The sequence below is a fragment of the Tolypothrix sp. PCC 7712 genome (genome assembly GCF_025860405.1).
Classification (GTDB): domain Bacteria; phylum Cyanobacteriota; class Cyanobacteriia; order Cyanobacteriales; family Nostocaceae; genus Aulosira; species Aulosira diplosiphon.
Genome location: NZ_CP063785.1, coordinates 1,065,235 through 1,078,663, shown reverse-complemented (window position 1 = coordinate 1,078,663; position 13,429 = coordinate 1,065,235). Strand labels below are relative to the sequence as shown.

Sequence of the window (13,429 nt, the reverse complement as noted above, 5' to 3'; positions counted from 1 at the left end):
TAGTTGGTTAATTTTTTACGTACTAAAAATAACCTGGCCGCCGATTACTGCCACTAGTTTGACTCTCAGCGGCCCAGCTGTGAAAGTGTCTTCAGCTGCGATCGCTTTAATCTCTAATGCTTGGTCAGATTGCCTGAGTTGGGAAACAAAGCGCAGAAAAGTGCCATCTATTTGAACATTTTCAATAATGCCAGCATTTCGGGCGCGAAATTGCGAAGCAGAAATTAGTAGATCCAGCCTTTGCCTAAGTTGGTAAGATGTCATTGTCTTGGGATCGGCTGTAGTACTGGCTAGTACTTGTCCTCCAGAAAAGACCAGTTGGTTTCTCGCTGAATCAGCAAAGAATTCTATCTGCTTTTCTCCCCTGACGTAATTACCAGCAGAGAAAATCCGGATGACATATTCTCGACCATCATTTATCTGCTTGATCAATTGCTCGATCCGATCTGGGGTAACATGCAGGATTTCTACATTATTTAAGGTATTTGTTCCAGGTTCAGCTAATTCGAGGATAGCATTCTGATTGGCTTCCTGGAGCAGTTGAATAATTGCTTGACGCGCCGCCGTCGGTTGAGTTACTTGAACTACAGCCGCCGCCAAAACTTGACCCCGTACTAAAGCCAATTTTCCTAAACGCAGGTCACGATATGACTGGTAATATTTTTCCAGCCTGGCTACTTCTTGTTCTAGATAATTCTGTTGCTTTTCTAAGTCTTTTAGGCGAGATTCCCGTTTAGCAATTACTAGTTCACGGGCTGCAACTTCTTGATTGCGTTGTTGAATGAGTTTATCCAAGCGGGCAATTTTTTGATCCCGTTGTTCAATCGCTTCTTGTCTGTTGGCTAATTCGCGATCGCGTTTGACAATTGCTGTTTTAGCTTCATCAATCGCTTTCTTGGCTTCAGCATACAGTCTTTGGCGTTCTATTTTACGTTGCTCAATTTCCGCTAACAGACTCTTTTTCTCATCCTCAACGCTTTGCAGTTCTGTGATTGCTTTTTGGTATTGTGCTACGACTTGGCCTAATTGGCTTTGAGTGCGTTGCAACTGATTTTGGGTTTGTGCTTGTTGCTTGAGAGTGCGGTTAAGTTGAGCCTGTGTTACCTGTTGTTTGGCATTCGCCGCCTGCAAGGACTGATTGATCACTTGTAAGTCTTGCTGGGCTTGGGACTGTTCTTTCCTCGCTTGATTTAGTTCCCCTTCAACTTGACTTTTCTGGGTTTCCGCAGTTTTGAGTTGTTCGCGTTTTTGTCTGAGGTCTTTTTGAATATCCTCTAACTCAAACACCCCTTTGCGTAATCCTTCATCAGCAGCAAATAAAATTGCGAGGGTGGATGCTGAAATTAAAGTACCAGTAAAAATCGTTACTAAGACTGCCGTATTTTTTGGACGTAATTTAAACAAAGAAAGGCGCGCCTTGCCAACTCGTGTGCCGATGCGATCGCCCACGGTGGCAAGTACGCCCCCTAGAATTAAAATTGCTGCAATGAGGATGTACCCAGTGGTCATCTTCAGCTACCGAAATGCTTCCAGATACAGCCTACTACTTTCAAACATCTTCTGCGGGAAATCAGAGATTGGCAATTGCTGAACTTCATCAATTTTTAGATTTACCTCCATAGTGGTGTGATTTCTAAAAACACAACATTCGCCTCCTCTGCTTTCCCCAATTGCTTTTAAGTAAATTGCCGACTTAAAGTAACAGGTTTATGCACAGTAATCTTCTTTTTGTGAATAGAAATCATCTTTTTCTCACGTAAATCGCCGAGTAACCTGGTGACGGTAACACGAGTAGAACCGATCGCTTCTGCGATCGCTTGATGAGATAGCTTCAGATCTATTGTGATCCCATCTGCACAAGGAACACCAAAATCTCGACAGAGAATTAATAAAAAACTCACTAACCTTGAACCCATATCTCGGTGCGCGAGGGTTTCAATCATCATCTCTGTTTGTAAAATTCGCGAAGAAAGACCTCGCAGCATTAACATTGATAATTCTGGATTTTCCTTGAGTGCCTGCTCTACTTGTTCAATAGGAGCTGACAATAATTCTACAGGGGTAAATGCAACGGCATGGTAAAACCTATCCGATTTGTTTCCTGTCAGTAATGACAACACACCAAAAACGCTATTTTCCCGTAGCAGCGCTACTGTGATTTCTTCTCCTGCCTCATACACCCTGGAAAGCTTAACAGCGCCTTTTAAAAGAAAATAAACTCGTTCAGCAGGATCGCCAGGAAAAAAGATCGTTTTATTGCGTTCAAACGTTTCTACAACTGGAGGAAACGCTCCAGTTGCCATCTGACGAAAAACATTTGCTAGGGCTTTATCTTGTGTCACGATCATCTCCCTTCCCCTACCCAATGCCGGAAAAACAAAAACTGATTACCTAAGAATACACCTGAAAAATCAATAAAGCACCGTCAACCTTTCTGTACTTTCCTATACTCAAAATAATTGTTTCCTAATTATTTGTTTATTATGATACATAATTTTTGATATTTTTAGCTAGTACTTCTTGAATAGCTAGTTACATTAGCTGTATTAGCAATGTTTTTTTAAAGACAAAATCAAGAGTTCTTGAGAATTTATTCAGGAATAAACTTTAATTTTATTCTTGTAAAAACCCTTACCAATAACATTTTTACAAATCCTCTGTAAAACAAAGATAAACTAGCCTCAGATTCTAGTATGCTCCTAATGATTGTTTACACTCACCATTTCTCATGCTGAATCTGACTGGAAAAAACGCCCTTGTTACAGGTATTGCAAATAACCGCTCAATTGCCTGGGGAATTGCCCAACAACTACACCAAGCTGGAGCTAACTTAGGTATTACCTACTTACCTGATGAAAAAGGCAAAATGGAGAAAAAAGTTGCGGAATTGGTAGAACCTCTTAACCCCAGCTTATTTCTTCCTTGCGATGTCCAAAACGATGAACAGATTCAATCTACCTTTGACACCATTCGAGATAAATGGGGAAAGCTAGACATCCTAGTTCATTGCTTGGCTTTTGCTAATAAAGACGATTTGAGTGGAGATTTTAGCCAAACAACACGCGCTGGCTTCAACACAGCACTTCAAATTAGTACTTATTCCCTCGTGCAGTTGAGCGGTGCAGCTAAACCTTTAATGACCGAAGGCGGAAGTATCGTCACCCTCACATATTTAGGTAGCATTAGGGCGATTCCTAACTATAACATTATGGGAGTTGCTAAGGCAGGGTTGGAAGCTAGTGTACGTTATTTAGCGGCGGAAATGGGGCCACAAAATATCCGCGTTAATGCCATCTCCGCTGGGCCAATTCGCACCTTGGCATCTAGCGCCGTCGGCGGCATTTTAGATATGATTCACCATGTAGAAGAAGTTGCTCCCCTACGACGCACAGTCACCCAGCTAGAAGTAGGTAATACAGCTGCTTTCTTGTGTAGTGATTTGTCCACTGGTATTACAGGACAAGTCATATATGTGGATGCAGGATATGAAATTATGGGGATGTAGTAGATATTGGGCATGGGGCATGGGGCATGGGGCATGGGGCATAGGTAATGGGTAATTGGTAATGATATTTCTTCCTTATCTCCCTCATCCCCCTCATCCCCCTCATCCCCCTCATCTCCCCAATCCCCAATCCCCATTACCCCTTATCCCCAGAGGGGGCCCCGAGTTCCCCAATCCCCAGTCCCCTATCCCCACTAACCATGCAAATTAGCGATCGCGAAATTAATTTCTCTCACGAACCATCTCATTCCAGCCCTCGGATTGCTTCTGTTCATCGCACAACTGGTGAAACTGATGTTCAAGTTACTGTCAACCTTGATGGTACAGGGATTTGTAAGGCAGCTACAGGGATTCCCTTTTTGGATCATATGCTGCATCAAATTGCCTCCCACGGGCTGATTGACTTGGATATCCAAGCTAAAGGAGATTGGGAAATTGATGACCACCACACTAACGAAGATGTGGGTATTACCCTAGGACAGGCTTTGAGTAAAGCGCTAGGTGACAGGAAAGGTATTGTCCGCTTTGGTAATTTCCTTGCACCACTTGATGAAGCGTTGGTGCAAGTAGCATTAGACTTTTCTGGCCGTCCCCACCTCAGCTATGGTTTAGAAATTCCTACTCAGAGGGTAGGAACCTATGACACCCAACTAGTCAGGGAATTTTTCGTGGCGCTGGTTAACCATAGCCAATTAACATTGCACATTCGTCAGTTAGATGGCATTAATTCCCATCACATCATTGAAGCAACTTTTAAAGCATTTGCTAGAGCAATGCGGATCGGATTAGAAATTGACCCTCGTCGTGCTGGGATGATTCCCAGCTCCAAAGGGGTTTTGTAAAGCAATCACCATAATATGCTAAAGCTCATCCCACTTCCTGTTCAGGGGGTGGGATTTTGCTTGTATGGGAAATTATCATGCAGTGGTGTCAACTTAACGTGAAACCCTCTCTTGTGCAAGGTTTCGCCCTCACCCCCAGCCCCTCTCCCACAGGGAGAAGGGAGCCAGAGATTTAGTTCCCCTTCTCCTGCGGGAGAAGGGGTTAGGGGATGAGGGCGCGAGGTATTTGTACAACGCCCGCCCTATATCGCTTTTAGCTTAAGTTGACACCAATGATTACCATACCCCAATTAGCTGGGCTGTCATCGCGTCCTAGAGGCTTTGCCGTTAACTCTCTGTTAAGTACCTCATTGGCAACAATTTTCACAATCATGTTAGTTATTGCTAACCAATGGGTACCCTTGATAGTGAACAAAGTTATAGCCCTACAGCATAACTTTGGCAAATTTGGTAATTGTTTATGGAACTGCGATGAAGTCTGTTGTAGACGCTCCTAACTTTCAGCTAAATACCCCTGACGCACCACCCGTAGTCTTCACTTCTGAGTTGCGGAAAGTCTACCGTACTGGGTTTTGGATGCATCAAAAAGTTACATCCCTCAAAAATTGTTCTTTAACTGTTCACCAAGGGGAAACTTTTGGGTTACTAGGGCCCAATGGTGCGGGGAAAACCACTCTGTTAAAACTTTTACTAGGAATTATCCGCCCTACCTCTGGCAGGGGATTATTACTAGGTAAACCATTAGGCGATCGCAGTGTTAAGCAATATATTGGCTACCTGCCAGAAAATCCCTATTTGTATGACTATCTCACTGGCTGGGAATTTCTGCAGCTAGCGGCGGGAATATTCCAAATTCCCCAACATATTCAACGCCAACGCATTCCCGAACTCTTAGAATTAGTCGGTTTATCTCAGGCTGATGCACGCAAAAAACAGATGCGTCGCTATTCCAAGGGTATGTTACAACGCGTTGGTATGGCTCAGGCACTGATCAACGATCCCAATGTGATATTTCTAGATGAGCCGATGTCTGGTCTCGATCCTGTAGGTCGCTACCAAATGCGGGAAATTATTTTAAAACTCAAAGCCGCAGGTAAGACAATTTTCTTCAACAGCCATATTCTTAGTGAAGTTGAAATATTATGCGATCGCGTTGCCATTCTCGCTCAAGGGGAATTAATCTGTACTGGTTCCTTCCATGAACTATTAGGCGACTCCAGCATATATGAAGTTAAAGGTATAGGCGGTAACGGTGACATTTTAGAGAGATGGTTACCTAATGTAGTGTTTAAAGCTGATGGTTCTTGGCAAGGCACACTACAACAAGACAATTACTATGATTTTTTAGCGAGTCTCCGTCTCATGGGAGGACAAATTATGGCGATGAATTTGTCGCGCCTCTCTCTTGAAGAGTTTTTTATGCAACAGATTCGACATAAACATAATTTGTCTCACTAATGCAATTAAGTGTAGGATTACTATTGGTAATTTCTGCTAAGTATACTGAGAATTAAGTTAGGCAATAGCTAAGTTACACTTCTGGCAAATTACAAATAACACAGCATAATTAAGTAAATAACAAGACTTAGTTGATATTTACTTGCAAATTTATAAAAATATTTCAGTAACATCACTGCCAGATTTACCATCAATTAAGATTTAAATTGTCCAAACTTTAAATTAGCTTTACTGAAAGTTCAATTTCCGGCAACAAATACTTCTCCGGAAGGTCAAGTTTTTATAAGAAAATAAGAATGTGACGGAACTTGAGTAATTCCCTATAGTCAAGATTAAAATGTTTAGACAGTATTTTAGCAATTGTAGTTTCAGAGTCTTAGGTAAATATGCTTAATACAGGTTTGCTTAAAATCCTCACTCAGTCAATTATGGGTGTGGTTGTGTTAACGGCTGTTAATGTTGCTGCGCCATCTGCCAGTCAAGCTCAGGGACAACCGGTATCACCGAATAGAAGACCAGTATTACCTAATGCTCAGTTCACAACACCTACTACAGCACCAACTACACCACCTGCAGCGCCATCTGTATCATCTGTTATAGATACTAATTATTTATTAGGCGGCGGCGACCTGATACGGGTAAACGTATTTGAAGTCCCAGAATATACGGGTGAATACCAAGTTCCCCCTGGTGGCTCGATTAACTTACCCTTAATTGGCAGTGTCTCAGTTCTCGGGCTAACTACCGAACAGGCCGCTGATTTAATTAGCGAAAAATACACGCGCTATCTGAAACGTCCTCTAATTTCCGTTAACCTGCTATCACCACGCCCCATCAATATTTTCGTAGCAGGGGAAGTTACACGCCCAGGAGCTTACACTCTCAACTTACAGGGAGGCGCAGGAAACAATCCCGGTGTACAATACCCAACTGTATTAGCAGCCCTGACCACAGCCGAAGGCGTAACACTCGCAGCCGATGTCACTAAAGTGCAGTTGCGACGCAAGGTAGGCAGAACTGGCGAGCAAACAGTAACGCTGAATTTAAAACAATTTATCCAAACAGGCACAATTGGGCAGGATATTACCTTAAGAGATGGAGATACCATCGTTGTACCTACTGCCACTACTTTTAACGTAGCAGAAGCACGCAATTTGTTTGCAGCTAACTTTGCTGCCGACCCTACAAAACCACGCACCGTAGCAGTAATTGGGGAAGTTAACCGTCCTGGTTCTTATCTTGTTACTCAAGGTAGTACAGAAGGACAAAATGGTGGAGCTACTGGTACTGGTTTCCCAACTCTCACACGGTCAATTCAACTAGCTGGGGGAATTACACCACAAGCTGATATTCGCAATCTGAAAATCCGCCGCCCCACCAGAACTGGAACAGAACAAACTATAGATATCAATCTTTGGCAACTGTTGCAGAGTGGCGATGTTAACCAAGATGTAATTGTGCAAGATGGAGATACAATTGTTATCCCCACAGCAACTGAGATTAACCCCGCAGAAGCGACTCAATTAGCAACTACTACTTTGTCTCCCACAGTTATTCAAGTTGGTGTAGTAGGCGAAGTTAAAAGACCCGGCTCTGTAGACCTGAAGCCAAATAGTTCATTAAACCAAGCATTGCTAGCTGCTGGTGGATTTAACGATGCTAGAGCGAAAAGCGGTGCTGTAGATTTGATTCGCTTGAATCCCAATGGAACTGTAACCAAACGTGTAGTACAAGTAGATTTCTCCAAAGGAATCAACGAGCAAACTAATCCTATACTTCGCAATAACGATGTGGTCGTAGTCAGCCGCAATGGTACAGCTCAGGCTGGTGATACCCTGGGTGTGATATTCAATCCTATAGGTACTGTTTTCGGGATTCTTAGAACTATCTTCTCTGGATTTTAGATTTATCTAAGTACTGGGGACACTGCTTGCGGATTTATGTCCCCAGGCTGCAACAAAAGTGTATATTGTCGAGTCACAGTTATGCGTTATGAATTTTTTGTAACTAAATAATTAATGGCTAATATGCATTTTTGGCGTAGCAAACAACAGCGTAAAATATCTTGGGTGCAAGGGTTACTATGTAGCATCACCATTGCACTCAGTTGGGGTGCGGGGATGACTTCAACTTTAGCAGCCCAAAAAATCACTATCCGCTTAGGGCCATTTCAGCAAGCGATCGCCATCGGCGATATTGAAGCATTTGCCAAAACCGGAAAACTTCCAGAAAACCTCCAACTTTTTCGCCCTTTCTTAACTCCACAATTTCAAGAATTATTGAATCGGCGCGTACAAGTAGATCCAGCTTTGGCTGATAAGTTTTTTGATGACCTAGTGCGATCGCCACAAGGTCAACAGTTAATTTCATCATTGGGAGTTGCAATCCCAGGTAGTACAGTAGAAGGTCTCCAAGCCGCACTCAACCTCTCTCTACGTCAAGTTAACGGTTTGAGTGTGCTGGGGTTTTTACGAGCCTACCCAGAAGAAAATGTGACATTAGATGCAACTAAAGCCATTCAAATTGCCGTAGAATTCAACAGCAATTACCTGCAAAGCCAAGCCTTAGGTACGTTGCTAGAAAGAGATTTGTTAGTCAAAAACACTACAACTTTTCAACCGACCTTTGATCCCGCTGCTATTGGTAAAGAAGCAGTACAACAACAAACCCTTACTCTACAAGATAAGCAACGTCAAAGAAGCATTCCCGTAGATATTTATTGGAGTAAAGGTAGCACCCAAGCACCATTAGTTGTAATTTCTCCTGGTTTTGGTGCAAACCGCAAATTCTTGAGCTACTTAGCGCGTCATTTAGCTTCCTACGGGTTCACTGTAGCGGCGATTGAACATCCAGATAGCAAGATAAATAACTCTATTTATCAAACCTCAACGCCAACAAATTTAGCCCAAATACTACCAGCTACAGAATTTATTAATCGCCCCAAAGATATCAGTTTTTTACTGGACGAACTAGCCAAACTCAACAATCAATCAGGAACGCTACAAGGAAAATTTAACACTGATAAAGTTACTGTTATCGGTCATTCCTTGGGCGGTTATACGGCTTTAGCCTTGTTAGGCCCAGAAGTAGATTTAGAAGCAGTCAGACAATTCTGTCAAAATTCTCTTTCTATCAACGAATCACCTGGGGATTGGTTACAGTGTGCGGCTGCGCCATTAAAAGAAAAGAAACTACAATTAAAAGACCCAAGAGTCACAAGTGCGATCGCTTTTAACCCTGTAGTTGGTAATCTGTTTGGTAAAACAGGTCTAAATAAAATTAATAATCCAGTATTAATTTTAACTAGCACTGAAGATTCTCTAACCCCGTCCTTGAAACACCAAATAGCACCTTTTAATCAACTGCAAAGCAACAAATATTTGTTAACCGCTATTGGTGGAACTCACTTAAGTATTAGCGATCCCAGCTATAGCGCTAGTACAGCCACTACCATTTTTCCAGAAAAGCGCGGTTCCGAAACCAATTCTCTGCGTCAGTTAGTTCGTGGTGTCACCTTAGCGTTTGTCAAACAGTCAACCCCAGAAGCGAAAATTTATCAACCGTTTCTCACACCTGCTTACGCTCAATCTCTCTCGACACCAGAATTACCCCTGCGCCTGAATTCTGATTTACCTAGAAATATCAAACCCTGGTTAGGTTTTGTTGTTGATCAGCTGACCAAATAATTGCTAATTCGTAATTCATAATTCGTAATTAAATGGAAGCCAACAAGAGCATCAGCATTTAAACTCACTTGCGTGGGTTTTGTTTGTTTAATATAAAATCGGCTTGGTCAATATGCGATCGCAACCACACTCAGCAAACAATACAATGCTGGAGTTGAAAACCTTTGTCATGAGGAGCCTAGACCTTGCCAGTATGTAATCAAGGTGCTTTAATAGCGATTGCATTGAGGCAAAATGTCCTATCTGCACAAGACGAGTTGAGACTTGCGATCGCAATGTTGCGGCTCGTGTTCGGAAAATTACAAACTTAAAACATTAGACTTAGATTTAGGACAAGATAGTACCATGTCCTTTAAACTAAAATTTCTCCAAAAGCTAAATTAGGAGCAGATATGGAGCCAATTATTGCTATAGTCTTAGCGCTTATAGGTTATGCCTTAGGATCTGCGAAACTGATTAATCAAGGGAATGTCGCTCTAGTAGAGCGATTAGGGCGATATCATCGTAAATTAAGTCCAGGGCTGAACTTTATTGTTCCCCTGGTAGATCAGATCGTCATGGAAGATACTACCAGGGAGCAGTATATAGACATTAAGCCCCAGAATGTCATTACTAGAGATAATATCTACCTCGAAGTTGATGCTATCCTTTACTGGCGCATTAAAGATATAGAAAAGAGCTTTTACGCTATTGATGATCTCCAAGGCGCATTGGTACAGCTAGCTCACACCACACTCCGGGAAATTATCGCTCAGAATACGGTCGAAGAAACCAATGTCTCTCGCTCAGAGATGGACAGAGCCATTTTAGACCAGTTGAATGATACAACAGCTGGTTGGGGCGTTGAGATTATCCGCTTAGATATTCAGCGCATTACGCCGCCTGAAAGCGTGCGGAAGTCGATGGAAGAGGAAAGAGCAGCTGAAATCAAAAAACGGGCGCTGATTTCCGAAGCTGAAGGAGAACGCCAAGCCGCAATTAAGAAAGCAGAAGGAACTATGACTTCTATGCAAATAATTGCTGAAGCTTTACGCACCAATCCTGAAAGTAAGGAAATTTTGCGTTATCTTGTGGCTCAAGATTACATCAATGCTAGTTACAGGCTAGGTGAAAGTCAAAACGCGAAAGTTGTGTTTGTAGATCCTGGCAAAAGTGGCGACTTGATGAAAGAGATGATTGCTGAGAGTACAAATATAGAAGGTAATGGCACACCCAATGGTAATGGGAATACCTAGATATGTGGCGTAGAATTTAGGTGGTTTTGCGATCGCTAGTTTTCTAGTCAATCGGTATATTTATTTACAACATATTCACTAATCTTGTGTTGTTTGCCGAAACAAAGCATCGGCTACAAATGAAACATCACGCATTTCTTTCACATCGTGAACTCGGAGGATATCAGCGCCATTAAAGATAGCCGCACAACAAGCCGCAGCTGTTCCCCAGACTCGTGCTTTGGGATCTGGTTGATTGAGAATCCGACCGATGAAACTTTTACGAGAAGGCCCTACTAAAATAGGGCAATTAAGCACTCTCAATGACCGCAAGCGGCGAAAAATTTCTAAATTTTGCTCATAGTTTTTAGCAAAGCCAATACCAGGATCAATAATTATTTTCTGCTGGTCAATGCCTACAGCAATTGCAGTAGCTATTTGTTTTGCAAGAAAATTATAAATTTCTGCCATTAAATCTTGATAATCAGTTTGTTGTTGCATCGTCTGCGGGTTTCCCCGGATGTGCATCAACACAATAGGCACGCCTAAACTCGCTACTGTTGGCAACATTTCTGAATCAAAAGTGCCGCCAGAAATATCATTAATTATATCAGCGCCAGCAGCTACAGATGCTTTAGCTACATCTGCCCTAGTTGTATCTACAGAAATCGGTATATCCATTCCGGAACGCAGGGCTTTGACAATTGGTACCACTCGCTCCATTTCTTCCGCAACAGTTATTTGCTCTGCTCCTGGTCGCGTAGACTGACCACCGACATCAACAATATCAGCGCCAGCAGCTACTAGTGCTTGGGCTTGTGCTACAGCTGTAGCAGTAGAGTTAAATTCACCACCATCACTAAAGCTATCAGGAGTTACATTTAATACACCCATGAGATAAGTCTGCTGTCCCCATTGGAAACAGCGTCCCCGAATCATTAAGTTAGTTGACATAGACAAATTAGGGGTGAGGAATAGGGATTGGGGATTGGGGATTGGGGAACTCGGGGCCCCCTCTGGGGATAAGGGGTAATGGGGACTGGGGACTAGAGAGACAAATAATTCAAAATTCAAAATTCTATTTGACTTTTGAGTACAGACGCGATTAATCGCGTCTCTGCGGCTCTTGACAACCACAAAATGGAGACTAGTTGTAGTTCACAATCCTGGCGAAACTTTCCGGTTCTAAGCTTGCGCCTCCTACCAGAACACCATCGATTTCAGGTTGAGCCATAATCTCATCAATATTATTGGGCTTGACTGAGCCACCATATTGAATCGACACATTCGCATTAGTCAACTGGCTACGAATTAAGCCAATTACCCGATTTGCTTCTGTGACTTCACAAGTGTCGCCTGTCCCAATTGCCCAAATTGGTTCATAAGCTATCACCAAATTATCTTGATCGACATTGACTAGGCCCTTCTCTAGCTGACCGATAATCAACGATTCTGTTTGACCAGCATCTCGTTGTTCTTTAGTTTCGCCTACACAGAGAATGGGGGTAAGACCGCTCTTTTGAGCGGCTTTCAGCCGCAAATTAACAGTTGCGTCTGTTTCGCCAAAATATTGTCTTCTTTCGCTATGACCGACAATTACAAAGCGCACGCCAATTTCTGTCAACATAGGGCCGGAAATTTCGCCAGTGTAGGCTCCATTTTCTTCCCAGTGGACATTTTGCGCGCCTAATTGGATACGGCTACCATGTAAATACTTTGATAAAGCACTTAAGTCAGTGAAAGGAGGACACAGCAGGACTTCGCGTTCTTCGGGTGTGTCCTCTAAGTGAGGCAGAAATCCGCGTAAAAACTCTTCGGACTCTGCCTGAGTTTTGAACATTTTCCAGTTACCGGCAATAACGATTTTCCGCACAGGTGATTTAGTCAAGTTCCTAACGCTACTAGATGCATTTTTCAATTTACTACTTTTTCGGACACTCCTTTCTGTAGGAGTTGAGTATTGGGCACAGGAAGGTTTAAAGCAGGGTATTTATCACAAAAATTTTATGTTCAATCCCCCAGCCCTCATCGCTTAATAATGAAGATAAACTCAGGCTATCCAGTAAATTGAGAAAATGAGTATTTATGCCCTACAGTCAATTTACCATTGAAAAAGTGAAACAAGATTTTCACCTGAACACTGTAGAGGGAGTGCGCTTTTTTCCCGAATCGATTGAATCTGTAAATCCTTCCCTTAGACTGCAAGCTATTTTAGAGGATTTACCTTGGGCTATTGCCGTCGATACAGAAAAAGCCCGTTCCGAAGTAATTATTAATCCGATATTGTTGGAAGTACGCCGCATCCTCAATTCCTCAATTAGCGTCTTTTCTGGGGAAGAATTTAACGTTGATCCCAGTATTGGGCTGAACGGTGTCTGTGATTTTTTAATCAGCCGTTCTCCAGAACAATTAACAGTGGAAGCACCTGCAATTGTCATCGTTGAAGCGAAAAAATCAGATTTAAAATCCGGACTGGGACAATGTATTGCAGAAATGGTAGCTGCCCAAAAATTCAATGAAGCCAAAGGACAATCTATGACAGCAGTTTACGGTACTGTCAGCAGTGGTACCCAATGGCGATTTCTCAAGCTTGAAGGGCAAACAGTGACAATTGATTTCACAGATTATCCCCTACCGCCGATTGAAACTATTTTGAGTTTTCTCGTGTGGATGGTGAAAGACGGTTAAAAATAACTAGGATCAGATCTGAGGTAAATCCCAAAT

The 13,429-nt window shown here is 42.5% G+C and carries 13 protein-coding genes; 7 read left to right on the top strand and 6 right to left on the bottom strand.

Annotation, left to right across the window (positions count from 1 at the left end):
- Nucleotides 1–15 precede the first annotated feature (15 nt).
- Together HGR01_RS04210 and ntcA are read right to left on the bottom strand one after the other, a co-directional pair.
- Nucleotides 16–1,509, bottom strand: a complete 1,494-nt coding sequence (locus tag HGR01_RS04210; protein WP_045872647.1) for a DUF3084 domain-containing protein — start codon at nt 1,507–1,509, stop codon at nt 16–18.
- 167 nt (nt 1,510–1,676) lie between these two features.
- Nucleotides 1,677–2,348 carry a global nitrogen regulator NtcA gene (gene ntcA / locus HGR01_RS04205; protein WP_010998529.1) on the bottom strand — a complete coding sequence of 224 codons (672 nt, stop codon included), beginning with the start codon at nt 2,346–2,348 and terminating at the stop codon, nt 1,677–1,679.
- A 380-nt stretch (nt 2,349–2,728) separates the two neighbouring features.
- Here ntcA and fabI point away from each other — a divergent pair, with 380 nt between their 5' ends.
- Nucleotides 2,729–3,505, top strand: a complete 777-nt coding sequence (fabI, locus tag HGR01_RS04200) for an enoyl-ACP reductase FabI (protein WP_045872648.1) — start codon at nt 2,729–2,731, stop codon at nt 3,503–3,505.
- Here the strand turns inward: fabI and HGR01_RS04195 are convergent.
- Complete coding sequence (locus HGR01_RS04195; protein WP_168161012.1) at nt 3,492–3,635, bottom strand: hypothetical protein; 144 nt, start codon at nt 3,633–3,635, stop codon at nt 3,492–3,494. The two genes, fabI and HGR01_RS04195, sit on opposite strands and share 14 nt — an antisense overlap.
- 70 nt (nt 3,636–3,705) lie before the next feature.
- Between HGR01_RS04195 and hisB the strand changes: the two genes are divergently transcribed.
- Nucleotides 3,706–4,347 (top strand): imidazoleglycerol-phosphate dehydratase HisB, encoded by a 642-nt coding sequence (hisB, locus tag HGR01_RS04190; RefSeq protein WP_045872649.1) that lies wholly within the window; start codon nt 3,706–3,708, stop codon nt 4,345–4,347.
- A gap of 253 nt (nt 4,348–4,600) precedes the next feature.
- On the opposite strand, the gene HGR01_RS04185 is transcribed toward hisB, so the two are convergent.
- Nucleotides 4,601–4,762 (bottom strand): hypothetical protein, encoded by a 162-nt coding sequence (locus tag HGR01_RS04185; RefSeq protein WP_168161013.1) that lies wholly within the window; start codon nt 4,760–4,762, stop codon nt 4,601–4,603.
- Nucleotides 4,763–4,818: 56 nt separating this feature from the next.
- Here HGR01_RS04185 and HGR01_RS04180 point away from each other — a divergent pair, with 56 nt between their 5' ends.
- The 4 genes from HGR01_RS04180 to HGR01_RS04165 all read left to right on the top strand — a co-directional run bounded on the left by HGR01_RS04180 (nt 4,819) and on the right by HGR01_RS04165 (nt 10,726).
- Nucleotides 4,819–5,805, top strand: a complete 987-nt coding sequence (locus HGR01_RS04180) for an ABC transporter ATP-binding protein (RefSeq protein WP_045872650.1) — start codon at nt 4,819–4,821, stop codon at nt 5,803–5,805.
- A gap of 386 nt (nt 5,806–6,191) precedes the next feature.
- Nucleotides 6,192–7,709: an SLBB domain-containing protein gene (locus HGR01_RS04175; RefSeq protein WP_045872651.1), complete on the top strand. Its 1,518-nt coding sequence runs from the start codon at nt 6,192–6,194 to the stop codon at nt 7,707–7,709.
- A gap of 123 nt (nt 7,710–7,832) precedes the next feature.
- Nucleotides 7,833–9,491 carry an alpha/beta hydrolase gene (locus HGR01_RS04170; RefSeq protein ID WP_045872740.1) on the top strand — a complete coding sequence of 553 codons (1,659 nt, stop codon included), beginning with the start codon at nt 7,833–7,835 and terminating at the stop codon, nt 9,489–9,491.
- A 392-nt stretch (nt 9,492–9,883) separates the two neighbouring features.
- Nucleotides 9,884–10,726 (top strand): SPFH domain-containing protein, encoded by an 843-nt coding sequence (locus HGR01_RS04165; RefSeq protein WP_045872652.1) that lies wholly within the window; start codon nt 9,884–9,886, stop codon nt 10,724–10,726.
- Between the two features lie 78 nt (nt 10,727–10,804).
- Here the strand turns inward: HGR01_RS04165 and folP are convergent, their stop codons facing one another.
- Both folP and tpiA read right to left on the bottom strand, forming a co-directional pair.
- Nucleotides 10,805–11,659: a dihydropteroate synthase gene (gene folP / locus HGR01_RS04160; protein ID WP_071989454.1), complete on the bottom strand. Its 855-nt coding sequence runs from the start codon at nt 11,657–11,659 to the stop codon at nt 10,805–10,807.
- Between the two features lie 193 nt (nt 11,660–11,852).
- The gene (gene tpiA, locus HGR01_RS04155) at nt 11,853–12,578 is read right to left on the bottom strand and encodes a triose-phosphate isomerase (RefSeq protein ID WP_071989455.1); all 726 of its coding nucleotides are present in this window, start codon (nt 12,576–12,578) and stop codon (nt 11,853–11,855) included.
- A 212-nt stretch (nt 12,579–12,790) separates the two neighbouring features.
- Between tpiA and HGR01_RS04150 the strand changes: the two genes are divergently transcribed.
- Nucleotides 12,791–13,393 carry a hypothetical protein gene (locus tag HGR01_RS04150; RefSeq protein WP_045872656.1) on the top strand — a complete coding sequence of 201 codons (603 nt, stop codon included), beginning with the start codon at nt 12,791–12,793 and terminating at the stop codon, nt 13,391–13,393.
- Nucleotides 13,394–13,429 lie beyond the last annotated feature (36 nt).